The organism is Streptomyces sp. Y2F8-2, from assembly GCF_014905555.1.
Taxonomy (GTDB): domain Bacteria; phylum Actinomycetota; class Actinomycetes; order Streptomycetales; family Streptomycetaceae; genus Streptomyces; species Streptomyces cynarae.
In genome coordinates this window covers 372,283-392,423 of the sequence record NZ_BNGS01000001.1, presented here as the reverse complement: position 1 = coordinate 392,423, position 20,141 = coordinate 372,283, and the positions used below count along the sequence as shown (strand labels likewise).

Sequence of the window (20,141 nt, the reverse complement as noted above, 5' to 3'; positions counted from 1 at the left end):
AGAGGTTCGACAAGAGGCGTACGGCGTGCGGGAGTTCATCGTCGAGGCGGACGGCGGTTCCCGGGGCAACCCGGGGCCCGCGGGCTACGGCTCCGTGGTGCGCGACGCGGCGAGCGGCGAGACGCTCGCGGAACGGGCCGAGTTCATCGGCACGGCCACGAACAACGTCGCCGAGTACCGGGGACTGCTGGCCGGGCTGCGCGCGGCCCACGAGCTGGACCCGGGCGCGCGGGTGCGGGTGCGGATGGACTCCAAGCTGGTCGTGGAGCAGATGTCGGGCCGCTGGAAGATCAAGCACCCGGCGATGAGACCCCTGGCGGTGGAGGCGGCCGCGGTCTTCCCGCCCGAGCAGGTCACCTACGAGTGGATCCCGCGCGAGCAGAACAAGCACGCCGACCGTCTCGCCAACGAGGCGATGGACGCGGGGGCGCGGGGCGAGCGCTGGGAACCGTCCGGTTCGACGGCGGAGCCGGCTTCCGGTGGCGCCACGGGCCCCGGGCGAGAGGCTCCCGCGGGTTCGGCGAAGGCTTCCGTGGGCCCGTCCGAGCGGGAGGCGGCCGACATCCGGGCCGCTCGTCATGTCGCCTCCGCGCCGCCGCCCGACCTCGGCGCCCCCACCACCTTCGTACTGCTGCGGCACGGCGAGACCCCGCTGACCCCGCAGAAGCGGTTCTCCGGCAGTGGGGGCAGCGACCCGGGTCTCTCCGAGGTCGGCCGACGGCAGGCCGAACTGGTCGCCGGCGTGCTGGCCGCACGCGGGACCGTGCAGACCGTCGTCTCCTCGCCTCTCGCCCGTTGTCGTGAGACTGCAGGTGTCGTCGCAGCCCGCCTCGGGCTGGAGGTCGGCATCGAGGACGGACTGCGCGAGACCGACTTCGGCGCCTGGGAGGGCCTCACCTTCGGCGAGGTCCGCGAGCGGTACCCCGACGACATGAACGCCTGGCTGACCGACCCCGAGGCCCAACCCACCGGCGGCGGTGAGAGCTTCGCGGCCGTCGCCCGCCGGGTCGCCGTGGCGCGGGACAAGCTGCTCGCCTCCCACGCGGGCCGCACCGTCCTGGTCGTCTCCCACGTGACGCCCGTCAAGACGCTGGTCCGGCTCGCGCTCGGCGCACCGCCCGAGGCCCTGTTCCGCATGGAGCTGTCCGCCGCGTCCCTGTCCGCGGTGGCGTACTACGCCGACGGCAACGCGAGCCTGCGCCTCCTCAACGACACGTCGCACCTGCGCTGACCGGCCGCCACAGCCCCGCCGCCGCCCGGGCGAGACCCTCGATCCGCGCCCAGTCCCGCCCGGCGATCGCGTCCTCGGGGACCATCCAGGTACCGCCGACGCAGCCGACGTTGGGCAGGGCCAGGTACTCCGGGGCGTTCGCCGGTCCGATGCCGCCCGTCGGGCAGAAGCGGGCCTGGGGGAGCGGTCCGGCGAGCGACTTCAGGAACGCCGTGCCACCCGCCGCCTGCGCCGGGAAGAACTTCATCTCCCGCACGCCGCGCTCGAGGAGCGCCACGACCTCCGAAGCCGTCGACACCCCCGGCAGGAACGGCACCCCGGAGCCCTGCATCGCCGCCAGCAGCCCATCCGTCCACCCAGGGCTGACCAGGAAACGCGCACCCGCCGCGACGCAGTCCGCCACCTGCTCCGGCGTGATGACGGTCCCGGCCCCGACGACCGCGCCCGCGACCTCACCCGACACCGCCCGGATCGCCTCAAGACCGGCCGGGGTACGCAGCGTCACCTCGATCGCGGGCAGCCCACCGGCCACGAGCGCCCGAGCGAGAGGCACGGCGTCGGCGACGTCCTGGACGACGACCACGGGGACGACGGGCGCGAGATCGAGCACCGGATGGGCGCAGGGCGCGGCTGACGGCGCAGGGGACGAGGGCAGGGGCGAGGTCATGGCCGTCATCCTGCCGACGAATGACACCATGCGCAAAGGCCATTGCGCATGCTGCAACGCCACACGCTGCCCGGGCGTGGCCGATCAGTGGATCTCGGTCACCACCACGTCCAACGACCAGGGCTTCCCCGCCCGGCCCGGCGCCTCGGCCTCCACCACGTACCCCAGGTCCCGCAGCGCCTCGACCAGCTCCGCCGGGTCCTTGGGCGCGACCCCGGCCGTCAGCAGGGCGCGGACGATCCGCCCCTTGGTCGCCTTGTTGAAGTGGCTGACGACCGACCGCTTCTCCACCCCGTCCACGACCTGGGAGTGCAGCACCCGCACGGTCGCCGTACGCCCGGCCACCTCGCCCTTCGGCTTCCATGCGGCCGCATACGCGGAGGACCGCAGGTCGAGCACCAGACCGTCGCCGGCCGCCTCGGGCAGGACGGAGGCCATCGGCGTCCGCCAGTACGCGCCGAGCGCCCCGAGCCCGGGCAGCTTCACGCCCATCGAGCAGCGGTAGGAGGGGATGCGGTCCGTGACGCGGACGGCGCCCCACAGCCCGGAGAAGACGAGCAGCGACCTGGCCGCGCGCCGCTTGGTGGCAGTGTCCAGGGAGGCCAGGTCCAAGGCGTCGTACAGCACACCGGTGTAGATCTCCCCGGCGGGCCGCGCTCCTGCCGTCGGCAGCCCGGCGTTCTTCGCGACCTCGCCGCGCAGTCCCTCGCTGAGTCCGAGCACCTGGCTCGCCTTCTCCACGTCCCCCGTACACAGCTCGACGAGTTCCCCGAGCACGGCCTCCCGCGCGGCGGTCAGCCCCGGCAGGGACAGCGACTCCAGCTTCAGCGGGGCACCGCGTCCGGAGGGCGCCTTGCCTTCGGAGGGCGGCAACAGGACGAGCACGGGTCTTCTCCTTGGGGCCGGTGGTGGTGCTCGCGCCAGGTTACGGGGAGCGGCGTCCACATCGGGCGTCGACCCTTGACGGCTAACGCCGTTCGCCTTAACTTCGCGGCTAACGGCGTTAGCTCAACGCCCGACCGCCCCGGGAGGCAGTCATGAGTACGGCCGGCACCGCGTCCCCCCACTCCGCCCTCAGCGTCGTCCGTCGTACAGCCTGGCTCGTGAACGCGATCTTCTGGTCCGCCTTCGCCGTCCTCGAAGCCGTCAACCACGGCTGGGCCGCCGGCACCCTCGCCCTGGTCTTCCTCGTCCTGCCCGACCTGACCTTCCTGGTCGCCCTCGACCAGGCGCCCCGCATGGCTAAGGGGCAACTGGCACCCCGCGCGGTGCCGTACTACAACGCCATGCACCGGGCGCTGGTCCCGCTCACGCTCATGGCGCTGTACATGGTCGCGCCCTTCGCCTGGGCCCCCGCCTTCGCCGCCCTGTGCGGCTGGCTCGCCCACATCTCGTACGATCGCGCCCTCGGCTACGGACTGCGCACCAGGGAGGGCTTCCAGCGTGGCTGACCGACCGGCCCCCACAGCCGGGGCGCACCTGTCGCCCCGCGCCCGCGAGATCGTCGCGGCGGCCCGGACCCTCCTGGAGGACTCCGGGCCCGCCGCGCTCACCATGCGCACCCTCGCCGACCACCTCGGCATCAAGGCCCCCTCCCTCTACAAGCACTTCCCCGACAAACACGCCGTCGAGGTGGAGCTGATCGCCCAGATGCTCGACGAGTCGGCCGAGGCACTGGAGGCCGCCGAGACCCGCGCCCCCGGCTCCCTCCAGGCGCTGGCGGAGGCGTACCGCACGTACGCCCTCGCTCACCCGCACCTGTACCGCCTGGCCACCGAGCGCCCCCTGCCCCGCGCGTCCCTTCCCGCCGGACTCGAGGACCGCGCAGCGCTGCCGCTGCTGCGCGCCTGCGCCGGCGACCTCGACCTCGCCCGGTCCACCTGGGCCTTCGCCCACGGCATGGTGATCCTGGAGATCCACGGCCGGTTTCCACAGGACGCGGACCTGGAGGCGGCGTGGAAACGGGGACTGCAGGCTCTGCACCCCTGAACAAGGATCGTGTGCCACGATCGAAGGAACGGTTCCCGATCTCACGGCCAGGTGATCAGCCGATGTCCCATTCCGGTGAGCGACCGAAGGAGGGGCGTGACATGACCGCCATGGCCCATGAGCCGCTCACGCAGGAAGACGTCCTGCTGGAGGGCTTTCTCGCCCTGGACACCCCGGAGGGCTTCCGGGCGGAGCTGATCGAGGGGGAGATCGTCGTGACGCCGCCACCGGACGGGGACCACGAGGACTGCATCAGCCAGATCGTGAAGCAGGTGATCAGGCGGTCCCGGACCGACATGGATTTCTCCGGGAACAAGGGCTTGAAGTGCGGCTGCCCGAAGGACCATGTGATCCCCGACGGCACGTTCGCCCCCGCTGAGCTGCGGCTCTATCGAGGCGCGGACCCGTGGATGCCGTGTGACGGCGTCGCCATGGTCCTCGAAGTGACGTCCACCAGGCCCAACACCGACCGTCAGGCGAAGCGCCGCTGCTACGCCCGTGGCGGCATCCCGCTGTACCTGTTGGCCGACCGCGAGGCGTCGTCGATCACCTTGTTCAGCGACCCGGAGAAGGACGACTACCCCGAGCACTGCACCCGCCCCCTCGGCAAACCACTCGCTCTCCCGGAGCCCTTCGCCTTCGAACTGGACACCGGCGACTTCCTCTGATCCCATCGACCCGGGGGTGGGTGATGGGCGTACGGGAACAGGCCACGTGGACCAGGGCACGGCTCGGCACCGGCGGCCCGCCCCTCGACCTGCTCACCGCCCGCTTCGACCAGCACCGCTACGCCCCGCACGCCCACGAGGAGTTCACCATCGGCGTCTGCGTCGGCGGCTCCGAGGTCATCGACTACCGCGGCGGCCACATCCGCACCGGTCCCGGCACCATCGTCGTCCTCGACCCCGGCGAGACCCACACCGGCGCCCCCGCCACCACCACCGACGGCTACGCCTACCGCGCCCTGTACGCCGACCCCGCCCTCCTCTCCGACGGCATCCTCGGCGGCCTGCCCCACTTCCGCGAACCACTCCTCGACGACCCCGAACTGGTCGCCGCCCTGTGCGCCACCCACACCGAACTCAGCGTCTGCCCCGACCCACTGGAAGCCGAGTCCCGCCTCCCGTGGCTGCTCACGGCCCTGGCCCGCCGCCACTCCACGGCACGCCCGGTACCCGACACGATCCCCGGCGCCGCCTCGGTCGCCCGCGCCGTCCGCGACCGCCTCGCCGACGAACTCCTCGCCCCGCCCTCTCTCGCCGGCCTGGCCGCGGACCTGGGCATGTCCCGCTACCAGTTGCTGCGCGCCTTCCGCACGGAGCTGGGTCTGCCGCCGTACGCGTGGCTGGCCCAGTACCGCGTCGCGAGGGCCCGAGGCCTGCTGGAGACGGGCCTGCGCCCGGCGGAGGTCGCCCCGCTGGTCGGCTTCGCCGACCAGGCGCACCTCACGCGCTGGTTCCGCCGGGTGCTGGGGGTGACCCCGGCGGCGTACCGCAACAGCGTTCAAGACGCGGCCTGAGGCCGGGCCTCACACTCACCGCATGACTGCACGCGGCTGGTTCCTCTTCTCCCTCATGGGAGTGATCTGGGGCATCCCCTACCTGATGATCAAAGTGGCGGTGGACGCGGTGTCCCCGACCATGGTGGTGTTCACGCGCTGCGCACTGGGCGCCGTCCTCCTGCTCCCGTTCGCGGTACGGCAAGGGAACCTCACCCGGGTCGTACGGACCCACTGGCGCCCCATGCTGGCCTTCGCGTGCATCGAGATCATCGGCCCCTGGCTCACGCTGACCGACGCCGAGCGGCACCTGTCCAGCTCCACGGCGGGCCTGCTGATCGCGGGCGTCCCGATCGTGGGCGTGGTCGCGGCCCGGCTCGTCGGTGACGCGGAGCGCCTGGGCGTACGACGGCTGACGGGACTGGCGCTGGGCCTGGCCGGCGTCGGCGTCCTCACGGCCCCGCACCTGACCGGCGGCGACGCGCGCTCCCTGGCCGAGGTGCTGCTGACGGTCGTCGGCTACGCAACCGCACCGCTGATAGCGGCCCGCCACCTCAAGGACGTCCCCACGCTCCAGCTCATCGCACCCTGCCTGACGCTGGCGGCCCTGGTCTACGCCCCCGCTGCCGCGGCCACCTGGCCGACCACCCTCCCCTCCGCCCAGGTCCTGGCCGCCCTGGCCGGTCTGGGCGTCCTCTGCACGGCCGTGGCCTTCGTCGCCTTCCTGGAACTGATCAAGGAAGCGGGCCCGACCCGAGCGACAGTGATCACGTACGTCAACCCGGCCGTCGCGGTCGCGGCGGGCGCGGCCCTGCTGGACGAGCCCCTGACGGCAGGCATCATGATCGCCTTCGCGTTGATCCTGGCAGGCTCGGTACTCGCGACGGCGGGCCCGGCCGTGGCCACGGCACCGAAGCGGGCGCCGCGCCCGGTACCATGGTCCACACGGCAGACGAGCCGGGCGGACGGCCGCGTGGAGTCCCCCTGACGGGGGTGCTCCCCGAGGAACGTCCGGGCTCCACAGGGCAGGGTGGTGGCTAACGGCCACCCGGGGTGACCCGCGGGACAGTGCCACAGAAAGCAAACCGCCCGGCGCTCAGGCGTCGGGTAAGGGTGAAACGGTGGTGTAAGAGACCACCAGTGCCCAGGGTGACCTGGGCAGCTAGGTAAACCCCACCCGGAGCAAGGTCAAAAGGAGCACTGTGAAAGGTGCTCTGCGCGGACGATCGAGGGCGGCCCGCCCGAGTCCGCGGGTAGACCGCACGAGACCGGCGGCAACGCCGGTCCTAGATGGATGGCCGTCACCGAAAGGCCCGCGAGGGCCTCTCGGGACAGAACCCGGCGTACAGCCCGACTCGTCTGCCATCAAGGCCCTGAACTGGGATTTCTTTTCTAGTCAGGGTCTTTTCCCGTGTCGAGGCACTTCCCGCTTCTACCTGGGAGTTCCCGCGCGTTCCCGTGGCCCGGGCCCCGACGACGCGCGGTGAAGGCCCGACCTGCCGTCCGGCGCGATCGTGGGCCGCTCCGGCGTCGAGAAGGCCTACGACCAGCTGCTGCGCGGCGTGGACGGCAAGCAGTGCATGCACCTGACCCGACCGGCGTGCCAGCCGCCACGGGCCGCGTAATCCCCCGTGGTCGGCGCCACATCGACGCCCGACGCACATGTGGACCGAGCCGAGCGTGATGGTCGCCGAAGCCCAGGCCGCGGCGGCCTCCGGGCGCGACCCGCGGGCGGTCGTCCGCGCCAAGCTGGCCACAGCGGCCGCGCGGGGCGGCTTCCTCGCCCTCACCCTGAAGGGCGTCGACCTGCCGGGCGCGGCAGAGCTGCTGGCCGCGGAGTTCGGTGTCCTGCCGGTGGACCTCAACGCCGAGTTCCTGACCCTCTTCCGAGCCCTCGCGGACGAACTCGGTACCGACTGGTCGAAGGTCCTGCGCGCGGACGCCGCATTCACCGAGTCGGGCGAACTCAAGCCCGGGCTGCGCTCGTACGTCCAGCGGGTCACCGCCAGGCTCACGGAACGGCTGAAGGAGCTGGCGGAGAGGACCGGGCCGAAGACGGTGCTGTTCGTCCACAACTCCGGCCTGATCGCCCGCTACTTCGACGGTGGCGGTCACGAACTCCTTGTCTCCCTCCAGCAGTCCGCCCGTCGGCCGGCCGACACCCCCCATGGTCTGTGGTGGCTGTGCCCGATGGAGGACCCCAAGCAGACGCCTTCACTGGATGGCAGGACCGTGGAGGTCGTGGACCGGGCCACGGAGTGGATTGTGCTTCCCTCGTTGTTCCTGAAGGAGCTGAGGGTCGAACGTGAGGGATCCCAGCAGTGACCGCCGATCCGATCCGTAGTCCTATGTAATCAGCACTTCACGCAACGGAGTGTTGAACGTAGAATTCCGTGTCGAGGGGGGATCAGCGGGACTTACGCGGCCACCGGGACGGCACGAACGCCCATGGCCGCTCTTTGCGTTGTCGGCGGAACTGCTGCCGACGACGCGATGCTCCGTTGGCCCACAGGCGACGACCAGCGGGGACCAGCGTGACGAATCCAGGCGGCTGCGGCGGTGAAGAACTCCAGCGGCTCAAGACGATCCTGGCGGGATGGCGAACCTCCCTGGTGGACCTGAGTGGACGCAACCGCCTTCTCAATTTCCGTGTCACCAAGGCGTCCACCCTGGAGATCTCCTATCCGTCGGCGCAGCAGCTCGTCGAAGGCCTGGACCGGGGCTGGGACTTCGCACCGCTGCCGGACGAGGAGCCCGGGGCCGATGAGACGGTGGAGGAATCCCACGGCGCCGCGCTTGATGTGCGAGGGCGAGCCGACGTCTTCGGCGGTGCCGAGGGAATCGTCACCCAGAAGACCACCGCCCCCGCCCTCCTGCGCTCGATCGCCAACCTTCGCGGCAAGGCCACCCAGCTCTTCAACGACTACGGCCTGTGGACCCTCAACCTCGGCGTCGGAATGCTCCGTTGGCGCGAGGACGGGGCCGAGACAGGCAGTGACGCCCCTTTGGTGCTGCTTCCGGTTCTCCTCGAGCGCACCAAGAACGGCCGGATCCGCCTGCGAGCCAACGATGAAGAGGAGCCACGGCACAACCCCGCCCTGAAGGTGAAGCTGGAGCAGTTCCACATCGACTGGACGTCCGTCACCCAACTGGACCCCACCGACCTGCCCGCCGTCCTCTCCGCCGCCACGCACGCGGTCGCGGGCAAGAGCGGCTGGCAGGTCACCGACCGTGTCGTGGCGGCACTGTTCGCCTCCCACAAGGAGTCGATGTACCAGGACCTGCTGGACAACGAGGACCGAGTGCTGGGCAGCGACCTGGTACGGGCGATGGCGCTCGGCGCGGAATCAGGTCTCGCGTCCGACCGCTTCGACTTCGAGGAGATCGACCTCGACCGGATCGACGAACTGAGCCCGCCCGAGGACAGCCCACTGGTGCTCGACGCCGATGCCTCGCAGCGCCAGGCCGTCGCCGCGGCCGTGGCCGGTCATTCGTTCGTCCTGGACGGCCCGCCCGGCACCGGAAAGAGCCAGACGATCACGAACATGATCGCCGCGCTGATGCACGCGGGCCGCAGTGTGCTCTTCGTGAGCGAGAAGGCGGCGGCCCTCGACGTCGTCCTCGATCGGCTGCGCTCCGTCGGCCTCGACTCGTACGCCCTCGCCCTGCACAGCCACAACACAAGCCGTAAGGCCGTCGCCAAAGAACTGGGACGCGCGCTCGCCGAGGAGCCGCGAGCCCCACAGTTGTCGCAACAGACCGTGGCGCAAGCCCGGGAGCTGCGCCTCGCGCTGAGTGCTTACGCCGAGGCGATGAACGAGGTACGTGGACCGCTGGGACGGACGCTGCACGATGTGATCGGCCAGGTGGGCCAGTTGTCGGACGCGCCCGTGGCGTTTCTGACCCCGGGCGACGGTACGGCGTCGGACGAGACCGCTGCGTTCCGCCCTCAAAGCCTCAGCGCCGAGGATCTGCGACTGATCCTTGAGGCGACAAAGGCCATTTCCGCTTCCTGGGCAGCCGTCGCCGATCCCTCGTTTCCGTGGCGCCGTCTGCGCTCGGGCATGCCGCATCCGCGGCCCGCGCTCCAGCAGGCGCAGGCCGCGCGGGACGGGCTCGCGGCGGCCGTCGACCGGTACCGGGACCTCGCACCCGAGGGGGCGGCTGCCACCGACCAGGCCGGCATCGACCGCCTGGCCGCACTCCTTCGGCTGCTCGACTCCCGCAGCCCAGTACCGGAGACATGGCTGACGACGGACGCTTTCGCAGACGTCGTCGACGCTCCGGTCGATGCCTTCATCGCGGAGCTCCGCAAAGCCCATCGCGCAGGCTCTGCCGCCCGTTCGGCGGTCGGTGAACGCTGGCGGGAACTGTCCACCCGGCTCACGGCGGAACCGGGTGGGGCCGAGCAGGCGCTTTCGGCCCTGTCACCGGCCGGGCTCGACCCCACTGGACTCACCGAGGAGCGGGCTCGCGGGCTCGCCGACGAGTTCGACGCCACCGCCGGTCGGCTGGAACGCGCTCATCAGACCCTCATGGGCATCAGCCACACCATGGGACTTGCCGAGCCGGGTGGTATCGAAGAAGCGCGAAACCTGTGCGCGGTGGTCGTGGTGGCGGGTACCGCGCATCGGCCGCTCGCGTCGTGGCTGGTCCCCGGCGGGGCGGCGCAGGCGGAAAAAGCGGCCGTGCGTGCCATCGCGGACGCCCTCACGGGGTTCTTCGCCCGCAAGGAACAGGTGCTGTCCGCTCAGGCCCTCGCCATGACCCAGGCGGGACCACGGTGGGCCGACCTGCATGCGGACATCAGCGCCGAGCGACCGGCCAACGAGCAGGCACTCGGGGAGCTGGAGCCACCCGGGGTCGACATCGCGGCACTGACCGGACGAGAGGCCGTGGAGCTGGAGTCCTGTTTCGCGACTCTGGCCGACACGCTCGAAGCCGCCGCCCATCGAGCCGACTCGATGGCTGCTCGCCTCGGCTGTGACCGGCCCAAGTCGACATCGGAGGCGGAGAACCTGGTCACCCTCGTCGATTCCGCCGCCGCGGCCGAGCGCGCTCTCGAAGCCTGGCTGGACCCCCACGTGCTGCCACTGGTCCAGGCGGCCGTCGCCGACATCTCCTCGGCCGCCGATGCATTGGCAGCTGCCGAGGAAGCGGCGCGTGACACCTTCCTGCCGGCAGTCGTCTCCACGCCGGAACTCCCTGACGTCGTGCGCCGACTCACCGAGGGACGCCATGGACTCGCCGGACTGCTCTCCAGCGGTGTTCGCGCAGACCGCAGGGTCATCGCCCGGCTCACGCACGGCGGCTCGTGGCGCGGCGAGTTGTACGACAAGCTGGCCCTGGCCGACGCCTGGTACGCCGCGCACGAGCGACTGCGGTCTCTCGCTGCAGACCACGCCGAACTGATCGGCCGCTACAGGGGCACAGAACTGCCCGACGTCCCGGCCCTGCGGAAGGCGCTGACGCATGCTGAGGCCGTCCACAGGCTGGCACCGCACACCGTGGCGGACCCGTATCGCCGGGGCCTTCTCGCCGCGCACGTGTGCGACGGCCGGGAGACCCAGCAGGACCTGGTGGACCAGAGCGCATCCCTACGCGCCGAACTCGCGCAATCGCAGAGGGACTTGACCCGCCCCTTCCTCGTGCCGTACGCGGCCGAGCTGACGAAGCAGCCGCTCGGTGACGCCGCCCAGTGGCTCCGCGCTCACCTCACCCCGCTGCGCCAGGGCATCGCGCTGCTGGACACCGTGGCTTCGGTGGGCCGCCGCGACGACGGCCCCGGCTCCGAGCACACCCTCGCCTCCGCGCGATCGGCGGTCACGGTCGCCCACGCCGCCCAGCGCGAGACGACGGAGTTCGCGGCCGAGGCCATGACCGACCGCCGGCTCCTGGGACCGTGGTACCGAGGGCTGGACACGGAGACGGGGGACCTGCACGAGGCCGCTCCGAGCAGAGTGGCGGGCTACGAGCCCCTAAGTGACCTCCTGCGCCGAGCTCTGGACATGACCCGCCGGCAGCCGGGCCCGTACTCGACGGAGCATCCCGATCTGCTGGGCCGGTACAGCGCGGACGGACATCCCGACACCGAGGCCCTGTGCGGTGCGCTGGAAGCCGCGCACCTGGTCGAACGGCTGGCACCGGCGACGCTCGCCGACGCCGAGCGTCGTACCCGCCTCGCGGACGTGCTGGCCGACGGCCGTCCCGAACCGCGCGACCTTCTCCTGCAGACCGAGCAGATCCGCGACGAGCTGGACCACTGGCAGGAGTACATCCAGCAATCACACCTCTCCGCCGTCGGCCCGGCGCTCGCCGCTCGCCCCCTGGACCAAGCGGCGGGTTGGCTGCGTGCCCATGTGGATCCCTTCGAGGACGCGGCGGACCTCATCCACTCCGTCTCCCGCGTCATGGACGAGAGCACCGGCCTGACCCTGGCCCGTGCCCGGGACGCGGTGACCGCAGTCGTGTCCGCGCGCGCCGCGGAGTCCCGTTTCGCCGAGAACGACACCGCCTACCGGAACCTCCTCGGCGCTCTCTACCACGGCACGAACACCGACCGTGACGCCGTACTCGACGCGCTGGACTGGGCGCAGAAGGTCCGCCGCACGGCTCACGGCGGCATCTCCGGGCCGTTGTCGGAGGCGGCGGCCCGGACGATGCTGACGGCATCCGCCGACCCGTCCCTTGCCGCCCGCGACGAGGACTGGCGCCGCCAGCGCGACGCGCTCGTCGGGTACTTCGAGCCCGAGCGGGCAGAGGAGCTACGGCAGGAACTCGGTGAGTCGCTCGCTGCCGCCGGGTCGGTCCTCTCCCGCCTGGACCGCGATCCGTTCGGGCCCGAAGCATGGACGACCTGCGCCGAGGCGCTGACGGTGCTGCGCAGGTATCACCTGAACGGTCTGCCCGACCAGCTCGCCGGCCGTGACGTCTCCGCCGAGGACTTCCCCGCCGCCGTGGAGCGTGCGGTGCTCACCGCATGGGTCGAGCACCAGCTCGCCGTCGACGCACGGCTGAAGCCGATGCGGGCCGTCGAACGGGACCAGCTCGTGGAGCGGTTCCAGTCGGCCGACAAGGCCCTGGTGGCGGCGGCGCACGCCGAGGTCATCGCCGCGTGCAACGCTCGCCGCCCGCGTCGTACGACGGTGGGGCAGGCCGCGGTGATCCGCCGCCAGGCCGAGCTGCAGCGGCGGCACATGCCGGTACGGCACCTGCTGAAGCAGACTCGGGACGTGGTACGGCTGGTCAAGCCGTGCTTCATGATGAGCCCGCTGACGGTAAGCCAGTTCCTGCCGTCCGACTTCCAGTTCGACGTCGTCATCTTTGACGAGGCGTCCCAGGTTCTGCCGCAGGACGCGGTGAACTCCGTCTACCGAGGCAAAGCACTCATCGTGGCGGGCGACCCGAAGCAGCTGCCGCCCACCTCGTTCTTCAGCGCGGGCGGCGACAGCGACGATGACGACGAGTGGGACGAGGAGGCCGTCGACAGTTACGAGTCCATCCTCGACCTGTGCAGGGGCAACAGCGTGCTGCGCGGCATGCCGTTGCGCTGGCACTACCGCAGTCGGCACGAGAACCTGATCGCCTTCAGCAACCACGAGTTCTACGAGGATTCCATGGTGACGTTCCCGGGCGCGCTGGAGCACGGCCCGGACATCGGCGTGGAGTTCTTCAAGGCGGACGGTGTCTACGACCGCGGTGGGCGCAGCGACAACCCTGGCGAGGCGGCCAAGGTCACCCAGCGCGTCATCCACCACTTCGAAACCCGCCCCGGCCTCACCCTGGGCGTGGTCGCGCTGTCGAAGGCGCAGGCGGAGGCGATCGAGGAGGCGGTGCAGAAGGCCAGGCTGGCCCGCCCCGACCTCGACCGCTTCTTCACGGAGGACCGGCTCGACGGCTTCTTCATCAAGAACCTGGAGACCGTCCAGGGCGACGAGCGAGACGTGATCATCCTCTCCATCGGTTATGGCCCCGACCAGCAGGGCAAGTTGCGCTCGTCCTTCGGCCCGATCAACAAGGAGGGCGGCTGGCGGCGCTTGAACGTGGCGGTGACCCGCGCCCGCCGCCGCATGGAGGTTGTGGCCTCTTTCTACGGCGGTGACCTGCCCGACAGCGGCAACAAGAGCGTGCAGCACCTCAAGCGGTACCTGCAGTACGCCCAGCACGGCCCGCAGATCCTCCAGACCGAGGCCGCCAACCCGGACGCGGCGCCGGAGAGCCCCTTCGAGGAGGAGGTCCTCGACGTCCTGCGCGACTGGGGCTACTCGGTCCAGCCGCAGGTGGGCGTCGCCGGTTTTCGTATCGACATGGCCGTACGGCACCCCGCCGCACCCGGCACGTACGCCCTCGGCATCGAGTGCGACGGCGCCATGTACCACTCCTCGCGCGCGGCCCGCGACCGCGACCGGCTCCGCGAGGCCGTCCTGCGAGACCTCGGCTGGCGGCTCCACCGTATCTGGGGCACTGACTGGTACCGGAACCGGCGGGACGCGATGGCACGGTTGCGGGCGGCGGTGGAGGCGGCGTGCGCCGAGGATCCGCACACGGTGACGGTTGCCGGTGGTGGGAAAGGCGGCGGGTCGGCGGATGCAGTGGGGGAGCCGACGGCTGTGGACTCCGAGGAGGGGACGGCTGACCTGGTCGGCGCGCAGCCTCCCCGTGTGGAGTTCGTGGCCGTGAACGCCGGGCCGGCGGCCTGGAGCCGCCCGTACCAGGACGTTGACCTCGACCTGCTGGTCGAGGTGCGGAACAGGGCGAGCCGTCGACGGGGCTTGGGGGTGCTGGAGCTGCAGGATCCCGACGCCATCGACGTGGTGGCGGACGTGGCCCAGTGCGTCATCGACGTGGAGGGCCCTGTCGAGGAAGAGGTGATCTTCACCCGGGTCCGCCTGGCATGGGGCGTCGGACGGGCCGGCCAGGTCGTACGTGACCGGATCGGCCGGGCGCTGAAGCGATTGGTGCGGCGGGGCATCGTCGTCCGCATGGGCACTGCCTACGACCGTCCCGGCCGGGAGCTGGAGTACGCGCGCACGCCGACGGAACGGTGCAGTCGGCGGGTCGGTGAGGTGCCGGCACCGGAGCGGCAGCTGGTGATCCGGAATGTGATCGAGGAGGGGCCGGGAGTGCAGCGGGAGGACCTGCTGCGGGAGGCGGCCCGGTTCTTCGGGTGGGCGCGGCTCGGATCCGACATCCGGGACGCGCTGACGGCCGACATCGACAAGTTGATCGCCGACGGGACTGTCGTGGAGTCGGAGGGCGGCCTGATGCCTGCGGAGGGTGCCTGAGCCGTTACGGCGGGTACTCCCTGCTCGTCCACAGGCATTTCATGGGACTGACCGCCGTGTTCACGGCCCCGCCTCAGTTCACCGTGATGCAGGGACGTACGGAGATCGGAAAGACCGACCCCGACCTCCTCACGGAGAGGATCGAGGGCCCGCGCAGGCTCCTCGCAGGCCGGAGCTGGCTGGTCACGTACATCGACTGGAAGCGCAAGCGCTGTTTTGTGGAACCCGTCGACGGTGGCGGCAAGGCGAAGTGGAGCGGCTTCGGATTCGAGCGCATCACGTCCTTCGAGCTCGCCCGAGCCGTACGCGAGGTACTCCTCGGAACGGATCCCGACGTGGTTCTCACGAAGCGAGCATTGGCGGCCCTTGTCGAGGCCAGGGATCACTTCCTGGAGCACGTGCATCCAGGGGGAACGCTCGTCGCCCGAGGCTCTGGTGGATATCTGCGGTGGTGGACCTGGGCTGGACATCGTGCCAACGCCACGCTGGCAGCGTCACTGGGCTCAGTGGCGGCACCTGCCCAGCGTGTCAATGACTGCTGGATCCGGCTGAGGGAGGACACCACTCCTCAGACCTGGAAGCAGGCAATGAAGGATGTGCCGAAACAGCTTTGCCTGCCGGAGGTCGACGAACGGGCGGTGAAAGGACTCAAATTCGCGGAGGCTCTGCCGGCACGCCTTGCAGAGGCCACCCTCGCCGCGCGGTTCGCCGATGTGCAAGGAGCGCGGGCCGTGTTGGAGGAGCCGGTGAGAATCGTGGCCGGCGACTGACAAGGCGGAGGAGGCTCGCCCCCCCGGTCGGGCCTTGACCCGGATCTTGGACATGGGCTATGCGCTCCGGAGCCCCGTCCTGGTCGATGTGCACTCGTTTGTGCATGGTTTCTGGCCACGCGAAAAGGTTCAGAGGCTACTTTCACGAACTGCGCAGCTGTCCCCGGCGTACAGCCCGACTCGTCTGCCGCCTGTCTGCGGCCTTGTTCGGGAAAGGGCCTCCGACCCTGTCGGAGGCCCTTTCCCTGTTTCAGCGGCTTGCCGCGTGGCGGCGCGGCCCGAGGCAGCCCGGCAGGGCCTACCTCTCCAGGAAGGCGAAGAGCTCTTCCCAGCGGTCGGTGATGTGCTCGGGGGAGTAGCGCTGCACGGATCGGCGGGCCTTCTCGCCCATCGTCTCCCGCAGCTCCTCGTCCGACATCAACCGCACCAGCCGCTCGGCGAGTTCGGTGGTGTTGCCGGGTCGGGCCAGCAGTCCGTCCTCGCCGTCGGTGATGATCTCGTGGACGCCGGGCGCGCAGTCGAACGCGGCACACGGCAGGCCGAAGGCCATCGCCTCGAGCAGGGCCAGCGGGAAGCCCTCACCGCGGGAGGAGAGCGCGAACACCGAGGCCTTCCTGAGCGCCGCGGGCACGTCGTCGGTCTGCCCGGCGAAGTCCACCGAGTCCTCCAGGCCGAGCTCGGCGCACCGCTGCTTCAGGGCGGCCTCCTGGTCGCCGGTGCCGTGCAGGCGCAGCACCCACCCCGGCTGTTGGCGCGAGGCCTCGGCCCAGGCGTCGAGCAGCATGTCGATGCCCTTCTCGTGGGAGAGCCGGCCGACGCTCAGGACCACCTTCTCGGTGCGCTCGGACGTCTCCTGCGTCGGGGTCAGCGGCAGCGGGTTCGGCATGAAGCCCACGTTGTTCATGCCCTCGACGGCCCAGCGGTCGGCGTCTTCCTGGGTGAGCACCAGCAGCCGGTCGACGTCCTTGTAGTACGTCTTGACCCGCTCGAACCGGGAGGACTTCTTGGACGTCTCGAAGGCCTCGTGGCTCATGCCGATGACGGTGTGCCCGGCGGTGTCGGCGAGGGCCACCCACTCCATCGCCCACACCTGGGTGACGATGATCACCGCGCCCGGCCCGGCGGCCCGGAACATCCGGGTGAGCTTGTCGGCGGCCGCCTGCATGTGTCCCTCGGCGCGGCGGACGGCCGGGTCCAGCCGGCCGAGCTTGAGCCGCGGCTTGGGGCGGCTCGGCGGTCGGCGGGCGTACAGGGTCGCCGTCTCGAACGGCGGGTCGTTCAACTCCATGGGCGCGTGCGGCGGCGCAATGCCGACGACCTTCACCCGGTGGCCGCGCTCGGCCAGCAGGCGGGCCATCTGGATCTGCCACCGGCCCACGCCGCCGAGCTCGTTGACCTCGTTGCCGACGAAGAAGATGTCACGCCGGGTCATCGGGCCTCCCTCGCGTCACCGAAGAAGCGGTCCACGATCTGTGCCGCCGCGTCGCCTCGGTCGTACTCACCGTACTTGTCCACGAATTCCTTCAGCTGCGCCCCGTACCGGGACGCGGCCTCGTCCAGCTCTGCCACGGCCGTGAACAGTTCCTCCTCGGTCCGGGCCACCGGACCCGGTGCCTCGTCGAGCAGGTTGAAGTAGGTGCCGCGGACGTCGCCCGCGTACTCGTCCCAGTCGTAGGCGTAGAAGAGGATCGGGCGCTGCAGCAGCGCGTAGTCGAACATGACCGACGAGTAGTCCGTGATCAGTGCGTCTGCGAGCAGCATCAGCGGAGTGACGTCCGGCTCGTCGGTGACGTCGATCACCCGCCCGGCCACCGACGGCGGCAGCGCGAGCCGGTTCAGGTAGTGGGCCCGCACCAGCAGGACGCAGTCCTCGCCGAAGCGGTCGGCGAAGCGCTCGACGTCGAACGGGAACTCGAACTCCCGCAGGCGGCCTTCCCGGTTGGCGCGGAACGTGGGCGCGTACAGGACCACCCGCTTGCCCGGCGCGATGCCGAGCCGCTGGGCCAGCTCTCGCACGGCGGGATCCTGTGTCTCCGGGGTCTGAGCCGCCCGCACCAGGGCGTCGTTGCGCGGGTAGCCGGTGCGCAGCAGCTTCTCGTCCGGAATGCGGTAGGCACGGGCCAGGGTGCGCACGTCGTGCTCGCTGCGCACCACGAAGTGGTCGAAGCGGTTCAGCGCCTCCTGGTAGAGGCGCTGTTCCTGCTCGGACGTCACGCGCAGGGAGGGCTCGTCGAAGCCCATCCGCTTCAGTGCCGAGCCGTGCCAGGTCTGGATGTACGTCGTCTCCGGCCGCTTGGGCAGCCGCAGCGGGAAGCCCTGGTTGTCGATCCAGAACTCCGCCTGGGCGAGCGCCCTGAGATACGGCCACGACCACCGGCGCACCAGCTGGACGTCGTCGGGGAAGCCCTTGGGCTTCTCACCGGCGTGCGACCAGATGGGCGTGATGGGTGCGCCGCGCCGGCGCAGCTCCTCGTAGATCGCGCGCGGGCTGTCGCTGTACTGCCGGCCCAGGTGGCTCTCGAAGACGACCGTGCCCTTGCGGACCGGCAGGAGGCGCAGCATCCGGCGGTAGATCTGAATCTTGCGCTCGCCGGAGTTGAGATCGCGGTGCACGGCCCGCAGGGAGCGGTAGGCGCTCTTCGCGGCGCGGGCGGGTCGGCCGTGCATGTGGCGGTCGACCAGGGCACGTCCGTCGCGGGCGGCCTTGCTCTCCTGGGTGAGCTTGAGGGCGAGGTGGCCCTTGGCGGAGGCGTGCGCCTGCATGCGGTCGGCCGTGAAGCGGCTCAGTCGCGGACGGACCGGTACCAGGCCGGCGTTCTCCAGGTCGACGGTGCCGACGGTGAGTCGGCTGGTCGTGCGCTTGCCGTCCGCGGTGAGGTGCAGCCGGACGTCCCAGACCTCGTCCACGATGCCCAGCGGCCGCAGCCGGCGCTCCAGCGGGACGTCCGCGCGCCAGCTGATGACGTCGCCCTCGTGCCGTACGTCCTGCACGGGGAAGTGGAAGGTCTGGAGGCTGCGGCGACGGGCCCGGAACTCCAGCTGGGCGGTGAGCCGTGCCTCGGGGGCGATGGTGTGCAGCGGGTTGACGATGCCGCCCGACAGTGTCACGTCGCCGCCGTGCACTTCGTAACCGGTCAGCAGATTGCGCAGGACCATGGCGTCCAGCGGCTTGGCGTGCAGACCCAGCGAGGTGACATCCATCACGGCCCGGCTCTGCGGATCGTCGAGGTGCTCGTCGCACCAGTAGACCCGGCCGTCGCGCACGACGAGCGGGGTGGAGATCTTGTTCCGGTTGATCAGGGTGTCGATCGCCGGCATGAGGTTGGGCCAGTCCTCCCGCAGCAGCAGGTAGGCACAGATGGCGTGGATCCGGTCCAACTCGTCGTAGGCCGCCTGCGGGAAGTCCTGGATGTAGCCGCGCGCCAGCTCGGCGAAGAGGTGGCGGTAGCCGTCGTCGAGGAAGGGCAGGTCGCGCAGGTACAGCACCAGGTCGTGCTTGAGGAACTTGATGTCCTTGCGCAGCTTCAGCTCGTCGTGCCCGAGCCGGTCCAGGATCGCGTCGATCCGACGGTGGATCTCGACCCGGTCCGCGAAGTTGTTGATCTCGTGACGCCGGTTGCTGATCGACTTCGCCTGCGTCTTCTCGACGACGTTCCAGTAGTAGATGGTCTGCGGGATCAGCGTGATGCGCCGCGCCGCCAGGTAGGCCTGCGCGGAGAACAGCAGGTCCTCGTAGTGGATGCCGCGGGGGAAGGTCAGGCCGCCCTCGACGAGGAAGGAGCGCCGGTAGCACTTGTTGGTCGAAAGGGTGTCGAAGACCATCAGATCCGGCAGTTCCGCCACCGACTCAAGGGTGCGGGTCTCCCGGTACAGCCACGGGTACCAGGGGACGCGCTTGTCGTGCCGGCTGTCGGTGTGGACGCGGACGCACAGGCCGGAGACCAGGTCGGCGTCGGTGCGGTCGGCGGCCTCCAGCATGTTGCGGCAGGCGTTGGGATCCAGGGTGTCGTCGCTGTCGAGGAACATCACGTAGCGCCCGCGGGCGACGGCGATGCCCTGGTTGCGGGGCTCACCGCAGCCGCCGCTGTTCTCCTCCAGCCGGATCGCCCGGACACGGCCGGGATGAGTGGCGGCAAGCGAGCACGCGACCTCGTAGGAGTCGTCGGTGGAGCAGTCGTCGGCAATGACGACCTCCACGTTCCCCAGCGTCTGGTCGAGAACCGACCGCACGGCGGTAGGCAGGCGCTGGGCATCGTTGTAGACGATCACCACGACACTGATGTCGGGCACGTCCTCCGATTCGACGCCTGACTGCGGGGTAACTATCGACACGGCCACCTCTCGTATGGCTTTCGGGATCTTAGCCTGTTCCTGGGCACGACCAGGGGAAAGGCCGGGCATGTGTCTCGGCGCGAGACACGCGATCCGCTGTGCAGGTTGTGCTTGCGTTCATGTGGCAGGAACCCTATCGTTCCATAATCATTCGCCGGGGCAGGCGCCGGTCGGCAGTACATGATCACCGAGCCGCCGTGAATCCCCGCCTTCCCGCAGCATGAAAAAGGGCCTGCCCCTCGCGGGCGAGAGCCGCGTGCGGAAGCGGCGCCGGGCCGTGCGAGCGAGGCTCGGGACCAGGCGGGCATCGGTGTGACCAGTGTCGACACCGGTACGCCGATCCTCGACTCCGGGAAGGTCCGTCCGACCG

At 70.5% G+C, this 20,141-nt stretch carries 12 protein-coding genes, 1 other RNA gene and 2 pseudogenes; 11 read left to right on the top strand and 4 right to left on the bottom strand.

Features of this window, described 5'->3' with window-relative positions; all coding sequences use genetic code 11:
* Positions 1-25: 25 nt before the first annotated feature.
* Positions 26-1,231 carry a bifunctional RNase H/acid phosphatase gene (locus SY2F82_RS01765; protein ID WP_200417124.1) on the top strand — a complete coding sequence of 402 codons (1,206 nt, stop codon included), beginning with the start codon at positions 26-28 and terminating at the stop codon, positions 1,229-1,231.
* Here SY2F82_RS01765 and eda read toward each other — a convergent pair.
* The gene (eda, locus tag SY2F82_RS01760; protein WP_200417123.1) at positions 1,206-1,898 is read right to left on the bottom strand and encodes a bifunctional 4-hydroxy-2-oxoglutarate aldolase/2-dehydro-3-deoxy-phosphogluconate aldolase; all 693 of its coding nucleotides are present in this window, start codon (positions 1,896-1,898) and stop codon (positions 1,206-1,208) included. The two genes, SY2F82_RS01765 and eda, sit on opposite strands and share 26 nt — an antisense overlap.
* Positions 1,899-1,982: 84 nt before the next feature.
* Positions 1,983-2,783 carry a peroxide stress protein YaaA gene (gene yaaA, locus SY2F82_RS01755; protein WP_200417122.1) on the bottom strand — a complete coding sequence of 267 codons (801 nt, stop codon included), beginning with the start codon at positions 2,781-2,783 and terminating at the stop codon, positions 1,983-1,985.
* Positions 2,784-2,935: 152 nt separating this feature from the next.
* Between yaaA and SY2F82_RS01750 the strand changes: the two genes are divergently transcribed.
* The 10 genes and pseudogenes from SY2F82_RS01750 to SY2F82_RS01705 form a co-directional block, all read left to right on the top strand.
* Positions 2,936-3,349, top strand: a complete 414-nt coding sequence (locus SY2F82_RS01750) for a DUF4260 family protein (RefSeq protein WP_200417121.1) — start codon at positions 2,936-2,938, stop codon at positions 3,347-3,349.
* A 28-nt stretch (positions 3,350-3,377) separates the two neighbouring features.
* A complete protein-coding gene (locus SY2F82_RS01745; RefSeq protein ID WP_200417763.1) occupies positions 3,378-3,887 on the top strand; it encodes a TetR/AcrR family transcriptional regulator in 510 nt (169 codons plus the stop codon).
* Positions 3,888-3,988: 101 nt separating this feature from the next.
* On the top strand, positions 3,989-4,555 hold the full coding sequence (locus SY2F82_RS01740; protein WP_200417120.1) for a Uma2 family endonuclease: 567 nt from the start codon (positions 3,989-3,991) through the stop codon (positions 4,553-4,555).
* A gap of 23 nt (positions 4,556-4,578) precedes the next feature.
* Positions 4,579-5,406, top strand: a complete 828-nt coding sequence (locus SY2F82_RS01735) for an AraC family transcriptional regulator (protein ID WP_200417119.1) — start codon at positions 4,579-4,581, stop codon at positions 5,404-5,406.
* Between the two features lie 22 nt (positions 5,407-5,428).
* Positions 5,429-6,208 (top strand): annotated as a pseudogene (locus tag SY2F82_RS39780) (DMT family transporter); the annotation flags it as partial.
* Between the two features lie 130 nt (positions 6,209-6,338).
* An RNA gene (gene rnpB, locus SY2F82_RS01725) (RNase P RNA component class A) lies at positions 6,339-6,747 on the top strand.
* Between the two features lie 152 nt (positions 6,748-6,899).
* Positions 6,900-7,010, top strand: a complete 111-nt coding sequence (locus tag SY2F82_RS01720; protein WP_200417118.1) for a hypothetical protein — start codon at positions 6,900-6,902, stop codon at positions 7,008-7,010.
* A gap of 37 nt (positions 7,011-7,047) precedes the next feature.
* Entirely contained in the window at positions 7,048-7,710 is a 663-nt protein-coding gene (locus tag SY2F82_RS01715; protein ID WP_200417117.1) for a hypothetical protein, read from the top strand.
* Positions 7,711-7,919: 209 nt separating this feature from the next.
* Positions 7,920-14,669 carry a DUF3320 domain-containing protein gene (locus SY2F82_RS01710; protein ID WP_200417116.1) on the top strand — a complete coding sequence of 2,250 codons (6,750 nt, stop codon included), beginning with the start codon at positions 7,920-7,922 and terminating at the stop codon, positions 14,667-14,669.
* Positions 14,670-14,698: 29 nt separating this feature from the next.
* Positions 14,699-15,439: pseudogene (locus tag SY2F82_RS01705) on the top strand (ATP-dependent helicase); the annotation flags it as partial.
* A gap of 298 nt (positions 15,440-15,737) precedes the next feature.
* Here SY2F82_RS01705 and SY2F82_RS01700 read toward each other — a convergent pair.
* Both SY2F82_RS01700 and SY2F82_RS01695 read right to left on the bottom strand, forming a co-directional pair.
* The gene (locus tag SY2F82_RS01700) at positions 15,738-16,871 is read right to left on the bottom strand and encodes a glycosyltransferase family 4 protein (RefSeq protein WP_200417115.1); all 1,134 of its coding nucleotides are present in this window, start codon (positions 16,869-16,871) and stop codon (positions 15,738-15,740) included.
* On the bottom strand, positions 16,868-19,729 hold the full coding sequence (locus tag SY2F82_RS01695; RefSeq protein WP_236041047.1) for a bifunctional glycosyltransferase family 2 protein/CDP-glycerol:glycerophosphate glycerophosphotransferase: 2,862 nt from the start codon (positions 19,727-19,729) through the stop codon (positions 16,868-16,870). The genes SY2F82_RS01700 and SY2F82_RS01695 overlap by 4 nt, the downstream gene beginning before the upstream one ends.
* Positions 19,730-20,141: the final 412 nt, after the last annotated feature.